This is a genomic window from Actinosynnema mirum DSM 43827, assembly GCF_000023245.1.
GTDB lineage: Bacteria > Actinomycetota > Actinomycetes > Mycobacteriales > Pseudonocardiaceae > Actinosynnema > Actinosynnema mirum.
Window position 1 is genome coordinate 6,025,686 of sequence record NC_013093.1, and the last position, 24,620, is coordinate 6,050,305.

The following is a 24,620-nucleotide window of genomic DNA, read 5'->3' on the forward strand; positions in this document are numbered from 1 at the left end:
CCGACCACCCGAGGACCTCACCGCAGGCTGACCGGCCGCAGGTCGGTCCAGTTCTTCTCCACGTACGCCACGCACGCCTCGCGCCCATCCGGCCCGAACACCGGGTCCCACCCCCCCGGCACCTCCGCGAACGCCGGCCACAGCGAGTGCTGCCCCTCCGCGTTCACCAGCACGTGGAAGACGCCCTCGGCGTCGTCGAACGGATTGCTCATGAGTCGATCCTCCCGTCAAGGTCGCCGACCAGCGCGTCCAGCTCGGCGCGCAACCGCTCGGCCCACCGCTCCACCGTGGCCCGCTCGAACAGGTCCACCGCGTACACCAGATAGCAGGGCACGGGTCCGCCGCCCCTGGGCTCGTAGAAGCTGAGCGTCAGCTCCGCCGTCGTGCTCCCGGTCGGCACCGCGACCAGCTCGCCCAGCTCGCCGCCGAGCGCCGCCCGCTCGTGGTGCACGACCACGACCTGCGGGTCCGCGCCGGGCAGCACGTCGGCGTGGTCGAACGCCGCCAGGTCCGCCTCCCGCACCCGCGCCAGCAGCTCCGCCCTGGTCGGCGACCCGGCCACGTCGGTGCGCAGCACCACGGGCGTGAAGAACGACCCGACCACGTCGGCCAGCGCCTCCTCGGTCCGCCCGGCCACCAGCGCGCCGATCGGCACGTCCGCGCCGTGCTCGGACAGCACCACCGCCAACGCCGCCTGCACCACCATGAACAGGCTCGTCCCGGTCGCCGACGCCACCGCGCCGATCGCCTCGTGCAGCGAGGCGGGCAGCTCGAACGGCACCACGTCGGCCGCGTAGCGGGGACCGGGAGCCGTTCCGGCGTAAGGGAGTTCGAGCCTCGGCAGGTCGCGGAGCGCGTCGCGCCAGAACGCCCGCTGCCGCTCCCCCACCACCTCCGCGACCTCGGCCGACCACAGCGCGTAGTCCGCGTACCCGACCGGCAGCTCCGACCACTGCGGCACGTCACCGGAAACCCTTGCCCGGTAAGCCTGAACCAGGTCCCGGACCAGCGGGACCACCGACCACTCGTCCACGGCCAGGTAGTGCATGGTCAGCAGCAGCGCCTGCCGCTCCCCCGCCACCACCAGCCGGGCGCGCGCGGGCGGCCCGGCCAGCAGGTCGACCTCCTCGCGGGCGAACGCGGCCAGCGCGGCGTCGAGTTCCCCCACCACAACGGTTTCCAGCTCCGGCGCGGGAACCGGGCGCTGCACCCGGCCGTCCAGCACGACCCGCAGCGGCTCGTGCCTGGCGACCACGTCCCCATATGCCGCAGCGAGAGCACCCGCGTCGAAGGTCCCGTGCAGCGCCAGCGCGTGGTCCCACCCGTCCCGGGTGGCCCACCTCGCCCGCTGCACCGCCGACATCGGCAGCTCCACCGGCCGCTCGATCCGCCGCAGCCTCGGCCGCTCGGACACCGCGCCGCTGAGCCTGCCCGCGAGCCCGGCGACGGTCGGCGAGTCGAACACGTCCCGCAGCGCCAGGTCGACCCCGAACACCGCCCGGATGCGCCCGACCAGCCGCATCGACGCCATCGAGTGCCCGCCCAGCTCGAAGAAGCTGTCGTGCGCGCCCGGCGAGACGCCCAGCACCTCGGCGAACAGCTCGGCCACCGCCTTCTGCTCCGGCGTGCTCGGCCGGTCGTCGCCCGCGAGGGCCGACCAGTCCGGGCGCGGCAGCGCGCGCCGGTCCAGCTTCCCGTTGGGGGTCAGCGGGAGCGGGCCGGGCAGGACGACCACGGCGGCCGGGACCATGTGCTCCGGCAGGCGTTCCGCGACGCGCGACCGCAGCCCGGACGGGTCGAGCTCGACCTCGCCGGAGACCGGCACGACGTACCCGACCAGCCTGGTGATCTCGCCCTCGCGGTCGGCGACCACGGCCGACTGGGCGACGCCGCCTGCCCCCGCGAGCACCGCCTCCACCTCGCCCAGCTCGACCCGGAACCCGCGGATCTTGACCTGGGTGTCGACCCGGCCGAGGAAGTCCACGTTCCCGTCCGCGCGCCACCGCGCCCGGTCGCCGGTCCGGTACATCCGCGCGCCGGGCGGGCCGAACGGCGAGGCCACGAACCGGGACGCGGTCAGGTCGGGGCGGCCGAGGTAGCCGCGCGCCAACCCGCGCCCGGACACGTACAGCTCCCCCACCACGCCGGGCGGCACCGGCCGCAGCCGGGAGTCCAGCACGTGCACGGTGGTGTTCGGGTCGGGCACGCCGATCGGCACCGCGCCGCCCCAGCCGGGAACGGCGCGCCACAGCGTGGAGTTCACCGTGGCCTCGGTGAGCCCGTACGCGGCGAGCAGGTTGAGCCGACCGGCCCAGCGGCCGATCAGGTCCGGCGGCACGGTCTCGGTGCCGACCAGGATCGTCGAGCCGTCGGGCAGCTCGCAGTCGGCGGGCAGCGCGGACACCAGGGACGGCGGCAGCACCATGTGCGTGATCCGCCTGTCCCGCAGGAAGTCCGTGAGCGCGGGACCGGCGACGCGCACCTCGTCCGGCGCGAGCACGAGCCTGCCGCCGACGCACAGCGCCATGGTCAGCTCGAACACCGCGACGTCGAAGCCGACCGAGGCGAACTGGAGCACCCGGCTGTCCTCGGTCAGGCCCATCCGGTCGATCGCGGTGGCCGCGAGGCTGGCGATGCCCTCGTGCGGGACCACCACGCCCTTCGGCCGCCCGGTGGAGCCGGAGGTGTAGATGACGTACATGGCCGAGTCGAGCGAGGCCGGACCACCGTCCACAGTGGACTCGTCGGCCGCCGCCAGCTCGTCGGCGACCGCGTCCAGGTCCAGCCTGGGCACGTCGCCGGGCACCACCACCTCGCTGGTCGCCACGACCAGCTCGGCCCCGGAGTCCTCGATCACGTAGGCGATCCGGTCCGCCGGGTTCGACAGCTCCAGCGGCAGGTAGGCGGCGCCGAGCTTGAGCACGGCGAGCACGGTCGCGACCATCTCCACCGACTTCGGCACGGCCACGCCCACCACCGACTCGCGCCGCACGCCCCGCGCCGCCAGCAGCCGGGCGATCCGGTTGGAGCGGGCGTCGAGCCGGGCGTAGCTCTCCGAGCGGGCCCGGTCGACCACCGCGACCTCGTCCGGCTTGCGCGCCACGACCCGCGCGAACAGCTCGGTGAACGTCAGCTCCGGCACGTCCCGCGCGGTGTCGTTGAACTCGCGCAGCACCAGCTGCCGCTCGTCGTCGGCGAGCAGGTCGACCGCGCCGACCGGCGCGCCGGGATCGGCGACGACGGTGGCGAGCAGCCGGGTCAGCCGCCGCGCGAGCCGGTGCGCGGTGGTCGCGTCGAACAGGTCGGTGGCGTACTCGACGCGGCAGCCGATCGGGCCGCCCGCCCGGTCGGTGAAGCTGAACACCAGGTCGAACTTGGCGGTGCCGGTCTCGTGCGGCTGCCACTCGACGGCGAGCCCGTCGAGCGCGAACTGCTCGGCGCCCCGGCTGTGGTAGCCCACCATGACCTGGAACAGCGGGTTGCGGGCGGCCGAGCGGACCGGGTTGACCCGGTCGACCACGGCCTCGAACGGCACGTCCTGGTGCGAGAACGCGGCCAGCGAGGTCTCCCGCACCCGGCCGACCAGCTCGGTGAAGCTCGGGTCGCCGGTCAGGTCCGCGCGCAGCACCAGGGTGTTGACGAAGAACCCGACCAGGTCGTCCAGCGCCTCGTCGGTGCGCCCGGCGATCGGCGCGCCGAGCGGGATGTCGTCGCCCGCGCCGAGCGCGCCGAGCAGCGCGGCGACGGCGGCCTGCAGGACCATGAACGCGCTGGCCCCGGTCTCCTGGGCGATCTTCCGCACCCCGGCGACCACCTCGGCCGGGAACTCCACCTCCAGGTCCGCGCCCCGGAACGTCGGGCGCGCGGGCCTCGGCCGGTCGACCGGGAGCTCCAGCTCCTCGGGCAGCCCGGCGAGCGCGCGCTCCCAGTGCGCGAGCTGCTCGTCGCCGACGACGTCCAGGAGTTCCCGCTGCCACAGCGCGTAGTCCGCGTACTGCACGGGGAACGCGGGCAGGTCGGGCTCGTCGCCCGCGCGCAGCGCCCGGTAGGACTCGGCGAGGTCGCGCAGGAACGGCCGGTCGGACCACTCGTCGGTCGTGATGTGGTGCAGCAGCACGACGACGAGGTGCTCGTCGTCGGCCAGGCGCGCGACCGTGACCCGCACCGGCAGCTCGCGCTCCAGGTCGAACGGCCTGCCCACCTCGGCGCGGACCAGGTCGGCGGCCTGCGCCTCGGTGGCCTCCACGCTCCGGAACACCGGGTCGACGTCGGTCAGCACCCGCTGGAACGGCACGCCGTCGCGCTCGCCGAAGACCGTGCGCAGCGCCTCGTGCCGGTCGGTGAGCAGCCGGAGCGCGTCGCGCAGCGCGGCCACGTCCAGCCCGCCGCGCAGCCGGAAGACCAGCGGGAAGTTGTACGCGGCGGAGGTGCCCTCCATCTGCTGGATGAGCCAGAGCCGCTGCTGCGCGTAGGAGAGCGGCAGCTCCTCGGGCCGCCCGCCCGGCCAGTCGGCGGGGCGCAGCGGTGGCCTGGCCGGGGCGCCGCCGCTCGCGCGGGCGGCGAGCAGGGCGGGGGTGGGGGCGTCGAACAGGTCGCGGATCGACAGCTCGACGCCGAGCGCGGTGCGGGCCCGGCTGACCAGCCTGGTGGCCAGCAGCGAGTGCCCGCCGAGGTCGAAGAAGCTGTCCTCCACACCGGCCTCGGGCACGCCGAGCAGGTCGGCGAACAGCTCGCGCAGCACGCGCTCGCGCTCGTTCGCCGGTTCGCGGGAGGCGGCCCCGCCGGTGACGACGGGCTTGGGCAGGGCGCGGGTGTCGAGCTTGCCGTTGACGGTCAGCGGCAGCGCGTCCACGGCCATGACGGCGGCGGGCACCATGTAGTCGGGCAGGCCGTACTTGAGCGATTCGCGCAGCTCCGCGGTGTCCACTTCGGACACCGCGTAGCCGATGAGCCGCTTCACCCCGCCCGGTCCGGCGTCCACGACCACGGCGGCGTGGGTGACGCCGGGGAGCGCGGCCAGCGCCGAGGTGACCTCGCCCAGCTCGACCCGGTAGCCCCGGATCTTGACCTGGTCGTCGGTGCGGCCGAGGAAGTCCAGGTTCCCGTCGGGGCGGGCGCGGACCAGGTCGCCGGTGCGGTACATGCGCTCGCCGGAGCCCCCAGGGGGGACGGCGCAGAACGGGTCGGCGACGAAGCGGGACGCGGTGAGGCCGAACCGGTCGTGGTAGCCGCGCGCCAGGCCGATGCCCGCGATGTACAGCTCGCCGGGCGCGCCGGGCGGCACGGGCCGCAGGCGCGCGTCGAGCACGTAGGCGCGGGTGTTCCAGATCGCCCGGCCCACGGTGGAGGTCGCGCTGTCCTCAGTGGACGCGCCGAGGGTGTTGATGGTGTACTCGGTGGGGCCGTACAGGTTGTAGCCGAAGGTGCCGGGGGTGTCGCGCAGGCGCTGCCACACCGAGTCCGGCACGGCCTCGCCGCCGAGCAGCACCAGCGGCGGGACGTGCCCGCCCAGCAGGCCCTCCTCGATCAGCAGCTGCGCGTAGGTCGGGGTCACGTTGACCACGTCGATCCGGTGCTCGTCGCAGTACGCGACCAGCGCGGCGGCGTCGCGGCGCAACTCCTCGTCGCACACGTGCACCTCGTGGCCCTCCACCAGCCACAGCAGCTCCTCCCACGACATGTCGAACGCGAACGACACGGTGTGGGCCACCCGCAGCCGCCGACCGCCCGCCGAGGCGATGGCCGGGGCGAAGATCGCGCGCTGGTGGTTGAGCTGCATGTTCGTCAGGCCCCGGTACGGGGTGACGACGCCCTTGGGCCTGCCGGTGGAGCCGGAGGTGTAGATGACGTACGCCGGGTGGTCGAGCGAGAACCTCGGCCAGTCCAGGACTTCCGGCGCGTCCGGCAGGTCCTCGACGAGCAGCGCGTCGTCGACGAGGCCGACCGACGCGGTGGACAGCACGCGCAGCGGGTCGGTGTCGGCGATCATCAGGCGCAGCCGGTCGGCCGGGTGGTCCAGGTCGAGCGGCAGGTACGCGGCCCCGGTGCGCAGCACGGCGAACAGCGCGACGACCATGTCCACGCCGCGCGGCAGGGCAAGCGCGATCACCCGCTCCGGTCCGGCGCCCTGCGCGACGAGCACGGAGGCCAAGCGGTCGACGCGGGCTTGCAGGTCGGCGTAGGTCAGGCGCAGGTCGCCGAACACCAGCGCGGTCTCGTCGGGCGTGCGTCCGGCCTGCTCGGCGAGGAGCTCGGCGATGGTGCGGTCGACCACCGGGTTGGCGCTGGCGCCCCACTCGGCGGCGAGCGCGGCGCGCTCGGCGTCGGGCAGCACGTCGATCGCGCCGAGCAGCGCGTCCGGCCGGGTGACCAGGCGCTCCAGCACGGTGGTGTAGCGGTCGAGCACGGCCCGCGCCTGGTCGGCGTCGACCAGGTCGGGGCGCGAGGCCAGGGTGACCCGCGTGGTGCGGCCGGGCGTGATGATCAGGGTGAGCGGGAAGTGCGTTCCGTCCACGTTGGACACACCGGTGACGCCGTGCCGGGCGGCCAGCGCGGCGGAGCGGTCGTCGCCGTCGCCGGTGCGCAGCACGAACAGGGTGTCGAACAGCTGCCGGTGCCCGGCCTGCCGCTGGATCTCGCCGAGGCCCACGTGCTCGTAGGACATCAGCGCGGTGCGCTCGGCCTGCACCCGGACCAGCAGGTCCAGCACGCTCTCGCGCGGGTCGACGGTGACGCGGGTGGGGATGGTGTTGAGGAACATGCCGATGGTGTTCTCGACCCCGTCGACCTCGACGGGGCGCCCGGCGACGGCGGTGCCGAACACCACGTCGTCCCGGCCGACCTGGGCGGCCAGCACGAGCGCCCACGCGGTGTTGTGCACGGCGTTCGCGGTGACGCCGTGGGCGCGGGACAGGGCCCGCAGCCGGTCGGTCAGCTCCTCCGGCAGGTCGGCGTGCAGCTCGGCGGGGATGACCGGTTCGCGGGTGCGGTCCACCGGCGCGACCAGGGTCGGCTCGGCGAGGCCCGACAGGGCGGTGCGCCACGCGCCGAGCGCGGCGTCGTGGTCCTGGCGGGCCAGCCACACCAGGTAGTCCCGGTACGAGCCCGGTTCGACCAGGTCCGCGTCCGGGTCGCGGAGCAGCTCCAGCAGCTGCTCCAGGAACAGCCACGCCGACCAGCCGTCCCACAGCACCAGGTGGTGGGTGATGACGAGCCGGTCGCGGCCGTCCGGCAGGCGCAGCAGCAGGAACCGGGCCAGCGGCGGCGCGGCGAGGTCGAACCGCTCGCGCCGGTCGGCGGCCAGCAGCTCCCGCACCTCGGCGTCACCGGCCACCCCGGTCCCGCCGATCTCCACCACGCGCAGCGGGATCTCCAGGTCCGGCGCGATGAACTGCACCGGCTGCGGCACGCCGTCGCTGGTGAAGCCCGCGCGCAGGCTGGGGTTGCGGCGCAGCAGGAGCCCGCCCGCGGCGCGCAGCCGGTCGGCGTCGACCCGGCCGGTGAAGTCCATGACCTCCTGGGACAGGTAGACGTCGAGCGCGCCCGTGTCGTAGCTGGAGTGGAAGAACAGGCCCTCCTGCAGCGGGGACAGCGGCCAGGCGTCCTCGTGCGGGGGCAGCGCGGCGCGCTGGGCGTCGGTGAGCTCCAGCAGCGGGCGGTCGTCGGCGCGCGCGTCGACGACGTCCTCCAGCGCGGCCAGCGCGGCGACCGTGCGGTGCGCGAAGACGTCGCGCGGGCTGACCCCCACCCCGGCGCGGCGGGCGCGGGTGGAGACGGCGATGGACGTGATGCTGTCCCCGCCCAGCGCGAAGAAGTCGTCGTCCGGGCCGACGGCGGGCAGGCCGAGGACGTCGGCGACGATCCCGCAGAGCAGCTCCTCCCGCTCCGTCGCGGCGGCCCTGCCGGGCTCGGCGGCGGTGGTCCGCGCGGGGTCGGGCAGCGCGTTCTGGTCGAGCTTCCCGCTGGGGGACAGCGGGAAGCCGGCCAGCGCGATCAGGGCGTGCGGGGTCATGGCTGCGGGCAGGACCCGCGCCAGCTCGGCGCGCAGGGCGGTCACGTCGGCGGTCGCGGGCGTGACGTAGCCCAGGAGCTGGTTGTCCCGCGCGATGACGGCGGCGCGGGTGACGCCGGGCAGGGCGGCGAGCGCGGCCTCCACCTCGCCCAGCTCGATGCGGTTGCCGCGCACCTTGACCTGCCGGTCGGTGCGGCCCAGGTAGACCAGCGCACCGTCCGCGCGGCGCACGACGAGGTCGCCGGTGCGGTACATCCGCTCCCCCGGCCCGCCGAACGGGGAGGCCACGAACCGCTCCGCGGTCAGCGCGAACCGGCCGTGGTAGCCGAGGGCGAGCTGCACGCCCGAGAGGTACAGCTCACCCGGCACCCCGGCCGGGACCTGGCGCAGCAGCGGGTCCAGCACGTGCAGACCGGTGTTCCACACCGGGAAGCCGATCGGCACGGCCAGGTCCGCCTCGCCCCGGAACGGGTACCAGGTGACGTCGACGGCGGCCTCGGTCGGCCCGTACAGGTTGTGCAGCGGCACGCCGGTGAGCGCGCGCCAGCGGCCCGCGACGTCCCCGGTCAGCGCCTCGCCGCTGCTGAACGCCCGGCGCAGGCTGCGCGCCCACGCCGGGTCGTCGGCGACCTCGGGCACGCCGAGGAACGCGGCGAGCATCGACGGCACGAAGTGCAGCGTGGTGATCCCCTGCTCCCGCACCAGGTCCGCGAGGTAGGCGGGGTCGCGGTGGCCGTCCGGGCGGGCGAGCACGATCGCCGCGCCCTCGCACAGCGGCCAGAAGAACTCCCAGACCGACACGTCGAAGCTGGACGGGGTCTTCTGCAGCACCCGGTCGTCGGCGGCCAGCCCGTAGTGGTCCTGCATCCAGGCCAACCGGTTCACGACGGCGCGGTGCGCGACGACGACGCCCTTGGGCCGCCCGGTGGAACCGGAGGTGTAGATCAGGTAGGCCGGGTCGTCGGGGGCGGGGGCGGCGTCGGGCAGGTCGGCGTCGGGCAGGTCGGCGTCCGGGAGCCCTGCTCCGGGCGCGGGGTCCTCGGCGAGGCAGTCCTCCTGGCGCAGCACCACGTCCGCGCCCGAGTCGGCGAGCATGAACTCGACCCGGTCGGCCGGGTAGTCCAGGTCCAGCGGCAGGTACGCGGCCCCGGAGCGCAGGACGCCCAGCAGCGCCACGACCAGTTCCGCCGAGCGCGGGATCGCGACGCCCACGACCTTCCCCGCGCCGCGCTCGCGCAGCCCGCGCGCGACGGCGGCCGAGCGGCGGTCGAGCTCGGCGTAGGTGAGGGTGGAGCCCTCGAAGACGACGGCCACCGCGTCCGGGGTCTGGGCGACGCGCGCGGCGATGCGGTCGACCAGGGTCCCCTCGGGGACGACCACGGCCTGCCCGGTCTGCGCGGCCAGCCACTCGGCCTCGCCGGGCGTGACGAGCGGGACGCGGGCCACCGGCCGGTGCGGGTCGGCGGCGAAGACCTCCAGCAGCCGCACCAGGCGGTCGGCGAGCGCGACCGCCTCGGCGTCGGGCACCCGGTGCTTGATCCGCAGCTCCAGGCGCTCGCCGGGGATCGCGATCAGGGCGAGCGGGTAGTGCACCCGGTCGCGGACCTCGACGTCGGTGACCACGTCGGGGAAGTTCTCGACCACGACGAGCGTGTCGAACAGCTCGCCCTGACCGGCCGCGCGCTGGATCTCGGCGAGGCCGAGGTGCTGGTGGTCCAGCAGCGCGGCCTGCTCGTCCTGGAAGCGGGTGAGGACCTGGGCGAGGGTGTCGGCGGGCGACCAGCGCTGCCGCACCGGCACGGTGTTGATGAACAGGCCCACGGCGGACTCGATGCCCTCGACCTCGGCGGGACGACCGGCGACGGTGCTGCCGAACACCACGTCCCGGCGGCCGGTGCGACCGCCGATCAGCAGGCCCCAGGCGCCGTGCAGCACGGAGCCGGTGGTCAGGCCGAGCCTGCGGGCGGCGGTGGTGAGCGCGGCGGTGGCCTCGGCGGTCAGGAACGCGCTGTGCCGGCCGTGCCGGGGCGAGGGGTCGGGGACGACGCGGGTCGGTTCGTCCACGTCGGACAGCGCCGCGCGCCAGGCGGCGCGGGCGGCCTCGGCGTCGCGGGTGGCGAGCCAGCGGTGGTAGGCGAGGTGGTCGGGCGCGCCGACCCGCACGCCGTCCAGCTCGCGGCGCAGCAGGCCGACCGACCAGCCGTCGACCAGGATGTGGTGCAGCGTCAGGACGAGCTTGTCGCCGACGGCGGCGGCGCGCAGCAGCGGCGGGTGCTCCAGGTCGAAGCCACCCGCGCGCTCGGCGGCCAGCACCCGCTCCAGGTCGGTGTCGGCCGGGTGCTCGTGCCAGGGCAGCTCGACGTGCGGCGGCACGAGCTGCACGACCTCGCCGCGCGCGCCCTGGCCGAACCCGGCGCGCAGCGCGGGGTGCCGGTCCAGCAGGCCCTGCACGTCGGCGCGCCGCACCGCGCGGCCCAGCGACAGGACCTCCTGCACCAGGTAGGAGTCGTCCGCGTCGAAGCGGGAGTGGAAGTAGAAGCCCTGCTGGAGCGGGGAGGCGGGCAGCACCTCGTGGTCGCCGGGGAACTGCGCGACCAGGTCGGCGGGCAGCAGCTCCACGTCCGCGTCGGCCACCGCGCCGACGGGACGGGAGGCGGCGGCCAGGTTCGCCGGGGTGCGGTGCTCGAACACCTGCGCCGGGGTGATCACCAGTCCGGCGGCGCGGGCGCGGGAGACGACCTGCATCGCGACGATGCTGTCGCCGCCCAGCTCGAAGAAGTTGTCGTGCACGCCGGGCTTGAGGCCCAGCACGGCGGTGAAGGCGTCGACCAGCACGTGCTCGGCCGGGGTGGTGGCCGGGGCGTCGCCGCCCAGCGCGGTCCAGTCCGGGTCCGGCAGCGCCTTGTCGTCGAGCTTCCCGTTGGGGGTCAGGGGAAGCGGCCCGGTCATCGGCACCACGACCGAGGGCACCATGTACTCGGGCAGCAGCGCGGCGGCCCGCTCGCGCAGCTCCGCGGGCTCGGCGGCGCCTGCGGTGTAGGCGACCAGGCGCTTGACGCCCCGGTGGTCGCGGCGCACCCGCACCGCCGCCTGCGCGACGCCGGGGTGGGCCATGAGCACGCTCTCGACCTCGCCGGGCTCGACCCGGAAGCCCCGGATCTTCACCTGCCCGTCCGCGCGGCCCAGGAAGTCCAGGCTGCCGTCGGCGCGCCAGCGGACCCGGTCGCCGGTGCGGTACATGCGGGAACCGGGCCCGTCGAAGGGATCGGCGACGAAGCGGGCGGCGGTGAGCGCGTGCTGGCCGTGGTAGCCGCGCGCCAGGCCGCGACCGCCCACGTACAGCTCGCCCTCCACGCCGACCGGGACCGGCCGCAGCGCGGAGTCCAGGACGTAGCAGCGGGTGTTGGGGTCGGGCACGCCGATCGGCACCGGCCCGGTCCAGTCCGGCTGCGCGGGCCACAGCGTGGAGTTCACGGTGGCCTCGGTGAGGCCGTAGGCGGCGACCACGCCCATCCGGCGCGCCCAGCGGGCGATCAGCTCGGACGGCACGGTCTCGGTGCCCACCACCAGGACCGCGCCCTCGGGCAGCTCGCACTCGGCGGGCAGCGCGGCCACCAGCGACGGCGGCAGGATCATGTGCGTGGCGCCGTGCTCGGCCAGGTAGTCGGTCAGCTCGGGGCCGGCGACGCGGCGGTGCGAGGGCACGACGATCGCGCGCCCGCCGACGCCGAGGGACATGCACAGGTCCCACACCGCGACGTCGAAGCCGACCGACGCGAACTGGGCGACGCGGCTGGACTCGGTGACGCCGATGCGGTCGACGGCGGTGGCGATGAGGCTGCCGACGCCCTCGTGCGTGACGACGACGCCCTTGGGGCGGCCGGTGGAGCCGGAGGTGTAGATGACGTAGGCGGCCTGGTGCAGCGCGATGTCCAGCCCGAGGTCGCCGCCGTCGTCCGGCAGCTCCCAGGCGAGGTCCTCGGTGATCACCAGCTTCGCGCCCGCGTCGGCGACCATGCCGGTGACGCGCTCGCGCGGGTGGTCGGGGTCGAGCGGCAGGTACGCGGCGCCCGCCTTCATGATCGCGAGCAGGGTGACGACCAGGTCGGCGGAGCGCGGCAGCATCACGCCGACGACGTCCTCGTGGCCGACGCCGAGCGCGCGCAGGGCGCGGGCCTTGCGGTTGGCGGCGGCGTTCAGCTCGGCGTAGGTGAGCCGGACGTCCTCGCACACCACGGCGATCGCGTCCGGGACGCGCGCGGCCTGCCGCTCGACCGCGCCGGGCCAGGTGGTGTCCTCGGTCTCGCGCGGGCTGGTGCCGAGGTCGAGCAGCTCGGCGCGCTCGTCGGGGTCGGTGAGGTCGACGCGGGCGATCGGCAGGTCCGGGTCGGCGTCGAGCACGCGCAGGAACCGGCGCAGGTGCTCGGCCAGCTCCTCCTCGTCGCACACGGCGGCGTTGGCCTCGAAGGAGATCACCAGGGTGCCGCTGGTAGACGGCATGAACGAGGCGGTGAGGTCGTTGACCGGCCCGAGGGAGAGCATGTGGAACGCGGTGTCCACGCCGGGGAACCCGGTCTCCGCGCCGAACCCGAGGTAGTTGACGGTGGGGCCGACCAGCTCGGCGATGCCGTCGCGCAGGCCCAGCTCGCGGGCCAGGTCCTCGCCCCGGTACCCGCTGTGCGGCAGCAGTTCGCGCACCTGCGCGTCGGCCTGGGCGACGAGGTCGGCGGGCGTGCTGTCCGGGCGGACGCGCAGCCGCAGCGGCAGCACGGTGGAGGCCATGGCGGGCGTGGTGCGGGAGACCGGGTCGCGGCGGCCGGTCACCGGAAGGCCGAGGACGACCTCGGGCGCGCCGCTGACCCGGTGCGCGTAGGCGGCGACGGCGGCGATGACCTGGCGGGAGCCCTTGACCTCGGGCAGTTCCGCGACCAGCCGGTTGACCACGCGCACCTGCCCGTCGGCGCGGGGGACGAGCCGCACGGGCTCGGGCAGGTCCGCGGTCTTGGCGTGCCAGTAGGCGCGGTCGGCGGCGTGCGCCGGGGAGTCCAGGTAGGCCCGCTGGGCGTCGACGAACGCCTCCAGCGGGCGGGGGCGCAGCGGGCCGGGCTCGGCGTACAGCTCGCGGGCGCGCGCCATGATCAGCACGCAGCCGTAGGCATCCACGGCGAGGTGGTGGTACCGCTGGTACCACAGCAGGTGGTTCTCGCCCAGGCGCAGGAAGGCGTGGTGGAACAGGGGTCCGGCGGCGAGGTCGGTGAGCTGCCCGAGGTCCTCGTCCATCCACGCGCGGGCCGCGTCGAGCGAGTCGAACTCCAGGTGCGTGACCGCGGCGCTGGGCTCGACCGGGGTCTGCCCCCGCTCGTCGAACCGCACGTGCAGCGCGGCCGCCTCCGCGATCGCCTGCCGCACGGCCGCTTCCAGGCGGGCGAGGTCCAGCTCGCCGCGCAGTTCCAGGTACCAGCCGATGCTGTAGACGGGGTTGTCCGGCTCGATCCGCTGGGCGAGCCACACGCCCGCCTGGGCGCCGGTGAGCGGCAGCGACGTCATGGGAAGGGCCTCCACGCAATGGGTTCCGCGCAGGTCTGGGCGCACGTCGCGGGTGGGGGCGCCGGGTTCGGCGGCCCCCACCCGCGACGGCAGGGCTGGTGCTGCGACTAGTTCTGGACCTTCTCCAGCAGCGGCACGACCTGGTCGATGCCGTAGGGCACGCTCAGCACGGTGTTGAACGACATGGAGGCGCCGATCGGCGGGTCCATGTAGGTCAGGAACAGGTCGCGCTTCTCGCTGGTGACCTTGAGGCGCTGGTACGCCTCGACGCCCTTGACCCGCTCCTGGGCCGCGAGGTCGGAGGTCAGCCAGATGACCCGGTCGGCCTCCAGCAGGTCCATCCGCTCCTCGCTGAACTCGGCCACGTTCATCTCACCGGCCAGCGTGCCGATCTCGTCCTTGAGCGTGAAGCCCAGCTCCTTGACGAAGATGGCCTTCGGGTCGGTCGGGGCGAACGCGGAGTACTGGCCGGGCTTGAAGCTGTCGGCGACGACGGCGGTCTTGCCCTGCCACTCGGGGTGGGCGGCCTTGGCGTCGGCGAACCGCTTGGCCACGCCGTCGACCAGCTCCTGCGCCTTCTCGCTCTTGCCGAGCGCCTTGGCGATGTGCTTGGTCTGGTCCTGCCACGGCGCGCCGTAGTCCACGAAGCCCTTGGGCTGCGCCACGACGGGCGCGATCTTGGACAGCGTGTCGTAGTGCTCCTGCTGGAGCCCGGAGTACACGGCGACGATCAGGTCGGGCTTGAGCGCGACGATCTTCTCCATGCTCACGTCGTCGCGCTCGCCGACGATCTCCGGCTGGGTGTCGCCCCACAGCTCCTTGGTCCACGGCCAGTTGCCGTAGGGGCGCTCCTTGAACCAGTCGACGACGCCGACGGGCTTGGATCCCAGTGCCAGCACGGGTTCCTGGTCGGACAGGCCGAGCGTGACGATGCGCTTCGGTTCGGCCTTGATCTCCGTCGAGCCGTACTTGTGCTCGACGGTGACGGGGAACGCGCCGGACGCCGCGTCGCCGGTCGCGCTCGGGGCGCCCGCGTCGGCGCCACCGCCGCTCCCGCACGCGGTCAGGGCCAGTGCCGCCGCGGCGACGGCGGCCACCAGCCTGGAGATGCCGGACATTGTGGTTGGTTTCCCTTCCGCCGGGCGGGCACCGCTGCCCGCCCGAGGTTCCTGTGTGGTGGTGGGTCTAGCTGGAGCTGGAGCCGCTGATCGCGTACTCCTGCTGGGACGGGATCGCCGCGGGGCGGCGGTCGAGCACGGATCGGAGGATCTCCCCGACCCGCACGGCGGTGTTGGACAGCAGTGCCGAGGAGATGCCGTGGCTGTGCTCGGTGCCGCCCTGCAGGTAGATGCCCGCCTCGACGTCGGCGGAGGTGGTGACGCGGTAGTCGCGGTCCACCTTGAGCCGGTCGTCGGGGTCGCGCAGGCAGCGCCCGGCCAGCTCGCCGAGCAGCGGCGTCGGGTCCGCCTCGTGGTATCCGGTGGCGTAGACGACCGCGTCGGCGCTCAGCTCCTCGGACCTGCCGGTGGCCAGCGACTCGACGGTGACGCGGACGCCGTCGGGGGTCTCGGCCAGGCCGGTGACGTGCGAGAGGTTCAGCAGCCGCAACCGGTTCTCGCCGAGGACCTTCTCGCGGTAGACGCGGCGGTACAGCTCGTCGATCAGGTCGGTGTCGACCACGGCGTAGTTGGTGTTGGAGTGGTAGCCCATCATGCGGCGCTTGATCTCGTCGGGCGCGCCGAAGTAGTCGTCCACGGCGGCCGGGTCGAAGATCCGGTTGGCGAAGGAGGAGTCGTCGGCGGGGCTGTAGCCGTAGCGGGCGAACACCCCGCACACCTCGGCGGCCGGGAAGCGCTCGTGCAGGAAGGCGGTGACCTCGGCGGCGCTCTGCCCGGCGCCGACCACGACGACCCGCTTCGGGTCGCCCAGGGCGGGGACGCGGGCGAGGAAGTCGTGGTTGTGCCAGATCCGCGCGGAGGGCACGACGCCCTCGGGGAGGTTGACCCGCAACCCCGTGGCGAACACGAGGTTGCGGGTCCGGCGGACCTCCAGCTCACCATCGGCGGTGCGGGAGGTGACGTCGAAGTGGGCGATCGCGCCGTCCTGCTCCACGGGGGCGATGGCGACGACCTCGGTGCGGTACGAGACCCGGTCGGCCAGCTGCGCGGCGGACCACTCGAAGTAGTCGTTGAACTCCACGCGCAGCGGGAAGAGGTTCTTGTGGTTGATGAAGTCGCTGAGCCTGCCGCGCTGGTGCAGGTAGTTGAGGAAGCTGAACGTGCTGGTGGGGTTCCGCAGCGTCACCAGGTCCTTGAGGAACGAGACCTGCATCGTCGCGTCGTCCAGCAACATGCCCCGGTGCCACCCGAAGGCGGGCTGGCGCTCAAGGAAGTGAGCGGTGACGGCCTGGCCGGGCGACGCGGTGGCGTTGTGCTCGGAGACGGCGATGGCGAGGGCCAGGTTGGAGGGGCCGAAGCCGACGCCGAGGACGTCGAAGACCGGGAACTGTGGCATGGCTGTCCCATCGGTGCGACATTGGGGTTGATCAAACTTTGGTTACCCTAACCTAACCTCAACGCCTCACGAGAGTGATCCGGACCTCTCTTACGGTTAGGCTAACCTCACTCTCCGTACCCCTGGAAGGTGCTGCGGTGAAAAAAGTCCTTTCGGACGTGGTCACCGGGCAGTGGCGGCCGGTCGCCGCGGCCGGAACCCTGGGAGCGCTGCACCAGGCCTGCGAAGCCGCCGTCCCGCTGCTGATCGGCGTGATCGTCGACGAGGCCGTGGCGACCGGCGACGGCACGCGGCTGGGCCTGTGGATCGGGCTGCTCGGCGCGGTGTTCCTGGTGCTGTCCAACGCTTTCCGCTTCTCGCTGCGCGCGGGCGAGCTGGCCGCCCACCGGGCGGAGCACGACCTGCGGGTGCGGTTGGCCCGCCGGGTGCTGGCGGAGGGCGGAGTCGACCGGCTGTCGGGCGAGCTGGCCAGCATCGCCACCGGCGACGCGCAGCGCGTCGGCCGGGTGAACGCCGCGCTGCCGACCGCCATCGCCGCCGTCGTCGGACTGCTCGTCGGCGCGGTGGCGCTGCTTCGGGTTTCCACAGCGCTCGGACTGCTCGTGCTCGTGGCCGCGCCGCTGATGCTGGGCCTGGCGCACCTGCTGGGCAAACCCCTGGAACGGCGCAGCGACGCCGAGCAGGACCGGGCCGCCGCCGCGTCCGGGGTCGCGGCCGACCTCGTCGCGGGAATCCGGGCGCTCAAGGGCATCGGGGCCGAGGCCGCCGCTGCCGCCCGCTACCGGGGCACGAGCGCGGAGTCGGCGGCGGCGGCCGTGCGGGCGGCGCGCTCGCGGGCGTGGCTGGACGGCTGGATGCTCGCGGTCACCGGGGTGTTCCTGGCGGTCGTGGCGCTGGTCGGCGGACGGCTGGCCGCGAACGGCGAGATCACCGTGGGGCAGCTGGTCGCGGCGGTCGGGCTCGCGCAGTTCCTGCTGTGGCCGCTGACCATCTTCTCCTGGGTCAACGGACTCCTGGCGCAGGCCAGGGCGTCGGCCGCGCGGGTCGGCGCGGTGCTGGACGCGCCGCCCGCCGTGCCACCCGGCTCGCACGTGCCGCCTGCCGCGGTCGGGGACGTGGCGCTGGTGGACGTGGTGTCCGGGCCGCTGCGCGGGGTGTCGTTCTCGGTGTCCGCCGGGGAGTTCGTCGGCGTGGTGGCGGACGACCCCGCCGAGGCGTCGGCGCTGCTCGCGCTGCTGGCGCGGGAGGTGGACCCGGAGTCGGGGGCGGTGCTGCTGGACGGGGTCGCGCTGTCCGAAGTGGACGGTGCGGTCCGGCGGTCCGCGCTGCTGGTCGCCTCGCACGAGGCGGACCTGTTCGGCGGGACCGTGCTGGAGAACGTGCTGGACGGCGGCGAGCACGTGGCCGAGGCGGTGGCGGCGGCGCGGGTGGACGACGTGGCCCGCGCCCTGCCGGACGGGATGGGGACGGCGGTGTCCGAGCGCGGGCGCTCGCTGTCCGGCGGGCAGCGGCAGCGGGTCGCGCTCGCGCGGGCGCTCGCGGCAGCCGCGCCGGTGCTGGTGCTGCACGACCCGACGACCGCCGTGGACGCGGTGACCGAGGTGGCGCTGGCCGACGGGGTGCGGCGGGTGCGGGCCGGGCGCACGACGGTCGTCGTGGCCGCCAGCCCCGCGCTGCTGGCCGCCGCCGACCGGGTGGTGCACCTGAGCGCCGGGGTCGTGGTGGCCCAGGGCGCGCACGCGGACCTGGTGACCCGTCCGGACTACCGGTCGGCGGTGCTCGGGTGATCCCCCGCGCGCGTTCGGAATGCGCTTGCCCTCTTGCTGGACCAGTGATCCCTGCGACGACCGGCGGTGCGCGGTGACCCGAGAGCTCCTCCCCATCGCCTCACCGGCCCGCGTGCGCGCCGCGCTCGGCGAGCTGGTCGCGCCGCGCTGGAAGCTGGCGGTGGCCGCGTTCGCGGTGCTGTTCGCGGGCGCGGCGGTCGGCCTGGCCACCGCTCCCCTGCTCGGCCGGATCGTCGACCTGGTCGGCGCCGGGCTCGGAGCGGAGGCGATCACCGGGACGGTGGTGGCGCTGGCGGGCGTGGCCGTCGTGCAGGGGGTGTGCGCGGCGGTCGGCGTGACGCTGGTGGCGCGGCTCGGCGAGGGCGTGCTGGCGCGGCTGCGGGAGCGGTTCGTGGAGCGGGCGCTGCTGCTGCCGCTGGAGCGGGTCGAGGAGGCGGGCGCGGGCGACCTGACCTCGCGGGTGACGCGGGACGTGCAGGTCGTCGCGGACGGGGTGCGCAACGCGCTGCCGGTGATGGCGCGGTCGGCGCTGACGATCGGGCTGACCGTGGTCGGCATCGGCGTGCTGGACTGGCGGTTCCTGATCCCGGTGCTGCTGGCCGCGCCGGTCCAGGCGCACACCGTGCGGTGGTACGGCGGGCGGGCGGTGCGGCTGTACGCGGCGCAGCGGGTCGCGGTCGGGGCGCAGCAGCAGCAGCTGCTGGACTCGATCGGCGGCGCGGCGACGGTGCGGGCGTTCGGGCTGGCCGGGCGGCACGAGGAGCGGGTGCGGGAGCGGTCGCAGGAGGCGGTGTCGCTGGCGCTGCGCGGCATCCGGCTGCTGACCCGGTTCTACGGCAGGCTCAACCTGGCCGAGTTCGTCGGGCTCGGCGGGCTGCTGGTGGTGGGGTTCTGGCTGGTGCAGGGCGGGTCGGTGACGGTCGGGGCCGCGACGGCGGCGGCGCTGTACTTCCACGGCCTGTTCAACCCGATCAACGCCGCGCTCGCGCTGGCCGACGACGCGCAGGCCGCGTCCGCGTCGCTGGCGCGGCTGGTGGGGGTCGCGGACGGGCGGGCGGAGGGCGAGGACCCGGAGTCGGCGACGGGCGCGGGCTCGCAGGCGGGCGCCGCTTCCCGTGCGGGCGCCGGTGGTCCTGCGGGTGCCGGCGGTCTTGCGGGCGCCGCTTCCCGTGCGGGCACTGATGGTCCTGTGAACGCGGGTGGTCCCGTGAACGCCGGCAGTCCTGTGAACGCCGGGACTCCGACGATCGGCTCGGAGGACGCCGGGGTGTCGTTGGCCGGGGTCGGGCACGAGTACGTGGCCGGGCACCCGGTGGTGCGCGGGGTGGACCTGGAGGTGAAGCCCGGCGAGCGGGTGGCGCTGGTCGGGGCGTCCGGGGCGGGCAAGACCACGCTGGCGAAGATCATCGCCGGGGTGCACCGGCCGACGTCCGGGACGGTGCTGGTCGGCGGGGCGCCGCTGGAGCGTGCGGCGCGGTCGGTCGCGCTGATCACGCAGGAGGTGCACGTGTTCGCCGGGCCGCTGGTGGAGGACCTGCGGTTGGCCCGGCCGGAGGCGTCGCCCGCGGACGTGGAGGAGGCGCTGGAGCGCGTGGGCGCGCTGCGGTGGGCGCGGGCGCTGCCCGAGGGGCTGGAGACCGTGGTCGGCGAGGGCGGGCGGCGGTTGACGGCGGCGCAGGCGCAGCAGCTCGCGCTGGCCAGGCTGGTGCTGGCGGACCCGCCGGTCGCGGTGCTGGACGAGGCCACGGCCGAGGCGGGCAGCGCGGGGGCGCGGGAGCTGGAGGTCGCGGCGGCGCGGGCCCTGGACGGGCGGACGGGCCTGCTCGTGGCGCACCGGTTGACGCAGGCGTCGGAGGCCGACCGGGTGGTGGTGCTGGAGGCCGGTCGGGTGGTGGAGAGCGGCACGCACGCGGCGCTCCTGGCGGCCGGTGGGCGGTACGCGGCGCTGTGGGAGGCGTGGTCGGGGACGCGGACCGGCGACCCGGCCCCGGCCGCCGGCAGCACGGCCGCGGTCCCCACTAGCACGGCCGCGGTTCCCCTTGGCACAAACCCGAATCCAGGGCTTCGGCCCTGAGCCGGACGGGTTCCCGCCGGGACCGGGCGGTCCTAGCGTCGGGTGGGTGGAGGCCACCTTGGAGTTACCCGGACTGCTTCGGTTGCGCCTGGACGGCGTGGCGCAGTGCTACCTCGTCCGCGACGACGAGGGCGTGACCGTGATCGACACCGGGACCGCGGGGCACGCCGGGCCGATCGCGCGCTGGGCCGCCGAGTTCGGCCCGGTCCGGCGGATCGTGCTCACGCACCACCACGCCGACCACGTCGGTTCCGCCGCCGCCCTGCGCGCGCTCACCGGAGCCCCGGTGCTCGCGCACGCCGCCGACGCGCCCGTGGTGCGCGGCGAGGCCGAACCGCCGCCGCCGGTGCTGACCGACGAGGACCGGCCGCTGTGGGAGGCGATCACGCCCACCGTGCCGCCCGCGCCGCCGTGCCCGGTGGACGGGGAGGTCGCGGACGGGGACGTGCTGCCGTTCGGCGGCGGCGCGCGGGTGCTGTCGATCCCCGGCCACACGGACGGCAGCATCGCGCTGCACCTGCCCGCGCTGGGCGTGCTGTTCACCGGGGACGCGCTGGCGTCGGTCGGCGGCCCGCTGCGGCCCGGCGTGTTCAACACCGACCGGGCCAGGCTGGAGGAGTCCGTCCGCAGGCTGCTGGCCGTGGGCGCGGACCTGGTGTGCGTCGGGCACGGCAAACCGGTCCGCACCGGCGCTCCGCGCTGAGTCCGCTGTGGACGGCGCGAGGCCCCGCGCGGGACGTCCGCGCGGGGCCTCGGAAGCAGCTCAGTACTGGCCGACCCGCTTCGCCACCTCGGCGCGGATTCCCGCCAGCTCCGGGAAGAACCGCTCGCCGGGGCACTGCGTGGCCAGCCAGTCGCGGTGCCCGGAGATGGTGTCCACGGACCGGGTCGCCCCGCTGATCGGGTTCACGTAGTCCGTGCGCCCCACCGGGTCCAGCCCGCACGCGGTGCTGATCGCGGCCAGCACGGCGATCAGCGAGTCCACCGCCTGCGCGCTCGGCGGCTCGGTGGTGAAGTCGCCCATGACGCACACGCCGACGTTGCCCGCGTTGTAGCCGCCCACGTGCGCGCCGTTGGACATCCGGGGCTTCCCGTCGACGGGCCTGCCGCCCTCTGGTCCGCCGAACACCGGGCGCTGGTCGGCGCCCGACCAGCGGCCCTCGTAGACGCCGCCCTGCGGGTCGATCAGCAGGTGGTAGCCGATGTCGCCGAAGTCCTGGTTCACCGCGTGGTCGCGGTAGATCGCCCTGATGTCGGCCGCCGGGTCCGCGCCGACGGGCAGCGCGGTGTGGTGCACGGTCAGGGTCTGCACCGGGAAGTACGCGGCGGGGAAGGACTCCGAGCCGTCCTCGCGGAAGCGCAGCGACTCGTCGGCGCCCCAGGCGGAGCGCGGGAAGTACTGCTTCCCGGTGCTGCGACCGGCGATGCGGGCCTCCCCGGTGGAGCGGGCGGTGGCGCCCGCGGTGCTCAGCTCGGTGACCGAGGTGCCCGCCGGGACGTCGACCTCGTACTCGACGACACCGGGGCCCAGCGGCAGCAGGGCGCGCGCGTTCGCCGGGTTCTCGTGGCCGGCCGGGCAGGAGGCCAGGGTGCGCCAGTCGCCCCAGCCGGACGCGGTGCGGGTGCGCCAGCGCCCGCCGTTCGAGGCGACGGACAGGTGGGTGGACGCCGAGCCGACGGGCCGGGCGCTGCGGCCCGCCGCGAGCGCGGTGGGACCGCTGGGGGGAGCCGCCTGCGCGGCCCGGACGACGGTGCCCGCGGCGAGTGCGGCGGCGCCCGCGGCGAAGGCTCCGCGAAGCACGTTCCGGCGTGACAGGTCGGTCACTGTGGTGTCTCCTCAGGGTTGGCGGTCGGTCGCGGGGACGCGCGCGCCGCGCGGCGCGGCTGCTCCGGAGTCGTCGGGCTCCTCGGCGCCACGAGGTCCCGAGCGGTGCGCGACGCCCCTCACCGGGACAACGAGCGTTGGGGGGAAGGGGCGTCAGTCCGAGCGTTCGCGCAGGCCGAGGTCGGTGAGGACCGCCCGCGCGGCCCTGCGGCCGGAGAACAGCGCGCCCTGGATGGACGAGGTGTCGCGGTGGTCGCCGCAGACGTAGCCGCCGCCGACCCGGACCGGGCGGCGCAGCGGGTGCGGCGCGGGCATCGCGGGGAGGGCCTGGGGGATCTCGCGGCGGGCCAGCACCTCCCACCCGGCGGTGGCGGTGCCGTAGAGCGCGCGGAGTTCGGCACGAACATCGGATTCGGCCAGCGGGTGGGGGGTTGAAACCTGCACCACCGGAACGGGGCGCGGCACGACCTCGGAGATGACGGCCGAGTTGACCGCCCGGTTCGCGCGCACGACGAGCGCCGGGTCGCGCAGCGGCGGCTCGTCCGGGCGGAAGTACCAGGTGGTGACGGAGTTCCAGCGCGGTCGGGCGACGCCGGGCAGCAGGCGGGCGGCGGTGTCGCCGTCGGTCGCGACGACCACCGCGTCGGCCTCGATCCGCTCACCGCCCTCCAGCTCCACGCGCGGGCCGCGCACGGCGGCGACCCGCTGGCCGGTGCGCACGTCCAGGCCCTCGGCGAGCAGGTCGGGCAGCGCCTGGACGCCGCGCGCGGGCAGCGCGGCGCCGCCGAGCGCGAAGCAGCGCCACACCAGGTGGAAGAAGCGGGACGAGGTGTCCAGGCGGTCCTCCAGGAAGACGCCGGACAGGAAGGGGCGGAACAGCTTCTCCAGCGCGGACGGGGAGAACGCGGCCAGCGCGGCGCGGGTGGTCAGGTCGGGCGGGCGCAGGTCGGGGGCGAGGAGGGCACGGGCGGTCAGCGCGGCGAGGCGGGCGAGGTCGGGCGCGGTGAGGACGCGCTGGGCCAGCAGGCCCTGCCACGCGTGGCGGCCCTGGCGCGGGTCGGCGAGGAGGTCGTGGCGGCCGTCGTCCTCGACGAAGACGCCGGGGCGGAACGGGCGCAGGTCGAGGCGGGCCAGGTCCAGGCGCGCGAGTTCGGGGTAGGCGGGGAGCAGGATCTGGAAGCCCCGGTCCAGGGGGACGCCGTCGACCACGTCGGTGCGCACGCGCCCGCCGGGGGCGTCGGCGGCTTCCAGGACGGTGACGTGGACTCCGGCGGTCGTGAGCGCGCGTGCGGCGCTCAACCCGGCCAGACCGGCTCCCACCACGACTGCCTGTGTCATCTTGCGACGCTAACCGGGCGGTGGGGCGGGTGCACGACGCGCGCGGGCGTGCCGGGCGCGGCCGGAAGTCCTCCTCAGGGGTGTTCCACGGGGCTGGTGGAGCTGCTAGCGTCCCTTCCTGGGAGCGCTCCCAGTTCCTGTTGCGGGCAACTGGGAGGTGTGGTCGATGGGCACGACGAAGTGGATCGGCACCCTGGCCGTGGCGGCTCTGGCCGCCTTACCGGTGGTGGGCGCCCCGAGCGCGCCGGCCGCGCCGGGAGGCGGGACGGCCGAGGCATCCGCGCCGCTGCGCGACCTCGCGGCGGCCGAGGGCAAGTACTTCGGCACCGCCATGACCGTCGGCGAACTGGCCGACCCCGCCTACCGGGACCTCAGCGCGCGCGAGGCCGGTGTGCTCACCGTCGGCAACGAGCTGAAGTGGGACACCACCGAACCCGCGCGGGGCAGCTTCGACTTCGGCCCCGGCGACCAGGTCGTGGCGGGCGGCGTCGCGGCCGGGCAGCTGGTGCGCGGGCACACGCTCGTGTGGCACAGCCAGACCCCCGCGTGGGTCAAGGCCCTGGAGCCCGCCGACCTGCAGCAGGCCATGGTCGACCACATCGCCGCCGTCGCGGGCCACTACCGGGGGAAGGTGATCGCCTGGGACGTGGTGAACGAGGCGTTCGCCGAGGACGGGACCCGGCGGCAGGAGTTCTGGCAGCTCAAGCTCGGCGACGGCTACATCGCCGACGCCTTCCGCGCCGCCCACGCCGCCGACCCGGACGCCAAGCTCTACTACAACGACTACAACATCGACGGGATCGGCGCGAAGAGCGACGCGGTGTACGAGATGGTGAAGTCCCTCCTGGAGGAGGGCGTGCCGATCCACGGCGTCGGCCTGCAGGGGCACCTGATCCTCGGGCAGGTCCCGTCGACCGTGCGGCAGAACGTCCAGCGGTTCGCCGACCTCGGGCTGGAGGTCGCGTTCACCGAGCTGGACGTGCGGATGGACACCCCGGCGGACGCGGCGAAGCTCGCCGCGCAGGCCGCGGACTACTCGGCGGTGGTGTCGGCGTGCGTGGCGGTGGACGGCTGCGTGGGCGTGACGACGTGGGGGCTGTCGGACAAGTACTCGTGGATCCCGTCGGTGTTCCCCGGTCAGGGCGCGGCGCTGCCGTTCGACGAGTCGTTCCGGCCCAAGCCCGCCTACGACGCGGTGGCCGCCGCGTTCGGCGGGGGTTCGCAGGCGGCGTGCTCGGCGGTGTACCGGGTGGTCGGGCAGTGGGGCGGCGGGTTCCAGGGCGAGGTCGTGGTGACCGCCGGGGCCGCGGCGCTCACGGGGTGGACGGTGACGTGGCCGCTCGGGAGCGGGCAGGCCGTGACGGCGGCGTGGAACGCGTCCGTGAGCACGGCGGGCGGGGTGGTGACCGCGCGGAACGCGTCGTACAACGGGTCGGTCGGGGCGGGGCGCAGCACGTCGTTCGGGTTCCTGGCGAGCGGGCCGCACGCCACCGCGCCGACGGTCGGCTGCGCGACGGGCTGATC

General features: G+C 75.1%; 10 protein-coding genes. 4 read left to right on the forward strand and 6 right to left on the reverse strand.

Translation table 11 applies throughout. The annotated features are described in order from the left end of the window. Positions 1–17: 17 nt before the first annotated feature. The 4 genes from AMIR_RS25110 to AMIR_RS25125 all read right to left on the reverse strand — a co-directional run bounded on the left by AMIR_RS25110 (position 18) and on the right by AMIR_RS25125 (position 16,072). Entirely contained in the window at positions 18–212 is a 195-nt protein-coding gene (locus tag AMIR_RS25110; protein WP_015803772.1) for an MbtH family protein, read from the reverse strand. Continuing rightward, the gene (locus tag AMIR_RS25115; protein WP_015803773.1) at positions 209–13,558 is read right to left on the reverse strand and encodes a non-ribosomal peptide synthetase; all 13,350 of its coding nucleotides are present in this window, start codon (positions 13,556–13,558) and stop codon (positions 209–211) included. The genes AMIR_RS25110 and AMIR_RS25115 overlap by 4 nt, the downstream gene beginning before the upstream one ends. Positions 13,559–13,665: 107 nt before the next feature. Next, complete coding sequence (locus tag AMIR_RS25120) at positions 13,666–14,676, reverse strand: iron-siderophore ABC transporter substrate-binding protein (protein ID WP_015803774.1); 1,011 nt, start codon at positions 14,674–14,676, stop codon at positions 13,666–13,668. Positions 14,677–14,743: 67 nt separating this feature from the next. Continuing rightward, positions 14,744–16,072 (reverse strand): lysine N(6)-hydroxylase/L-ornithine N(5)-oxygenase family protein, encoded by a 1,329-nt coding sequence (locus AMIR_RS25125; RefSeq protein WP_015803775.1) that lies wholly within the window; start codon positions 16,070–16,072, stop codon positions 14,744–14,746. A gap of 137 nt (positions 16,073–16,209) precedes the next feature. Between AMIR_RS25125 and AMIR_RS25130 the strand changes: the two genes are divergently transcribed. The 3 genes from AMIR_RS25130 (at position 16,210) to AMIR_RS25140 (ending at position 20,636) form a co-directional block, all read left to right on the forward strand. After that, entirely contained in the window at positions 16,210–17,859 is a 1,650-nt protein-coding gene (locus AMIR_RS25130) for an ABC transporter transmembrane domain-containing protein (RefSeq protein ID WP_015803776.1), read from the forward strand. 73 nt (positions 17,860–17,932) lie between these two features. Next, positions 17,933–19,933 carry an ABC transporter ATP-binding protein gene (locus AMIR_RS36200; RefSeq protein ID WP_015803777.1) on the forward strand — a complete coding sequence of 667 codons (2,001 nt, stop codon included), beginning with the start codon at positions 17,933–17,935 and terminating at the stop codon, positions 19,931–19,933. Between the two features lie 46 nt (positions 19,934–19,979). Continuing rightward, positions 19,980–20,636 (forward strand): MBL fold metallo-hydrolase, encoded by a 657-nt coding sequence (locus tag AMIR_RS25140; protein ID WP_205590334.1) that lies wholly within the window; start codon positions 19,980–19,982, stop codon positions 20,634–20,636. 60 nt (positions 20,637–20,696) lie between these two features. Here the strand turns inward: AMIR_RS25140 and AMIR_RS25145 are convergent, their stop codons facing one another. Continuing rightward, on the reverse strand, positions 20,697–21,758 hold the full coding sequence (locus tag AMIR_RS25145; protein WP_015803779.1) for a peptidoglycan recognition protein family protein: 1,062 nt from the start codon (positions 21,756–21,758) through the stop codon (positions 20,697–20,699). A gap of 153 nt (positions 21,759–21,911) precedes the next feature. Next, entirely contained in the window at positions 21,912–23,096 is a 1,185-nt protein-coding gene (locus AMIR_RS25150; RefSeq protein WP_015803780.1) for an NAD(P)/FAD-dependent oxidoreductase, read from the reverse strand. Positions 23,097–23,262: 166 nt separating this feature from the next. On the opposite strand from AMIR_RS25150, the gene AMIR_RS25155 reads away from it, so the two are divergent. After that, a complete protein-coding gene (locus AMIR_RS25155) occupies positions 23,263–24,618 on the forward strand; it encodes an endo-1,4-beta-xylanase (RefSeq protein WP_015803781.1) in 1,356 nt (451 codons plus the stop codon). The last annotated feature ends 2 nt before the right edge of the window (positions 24,619–24,620 follow it).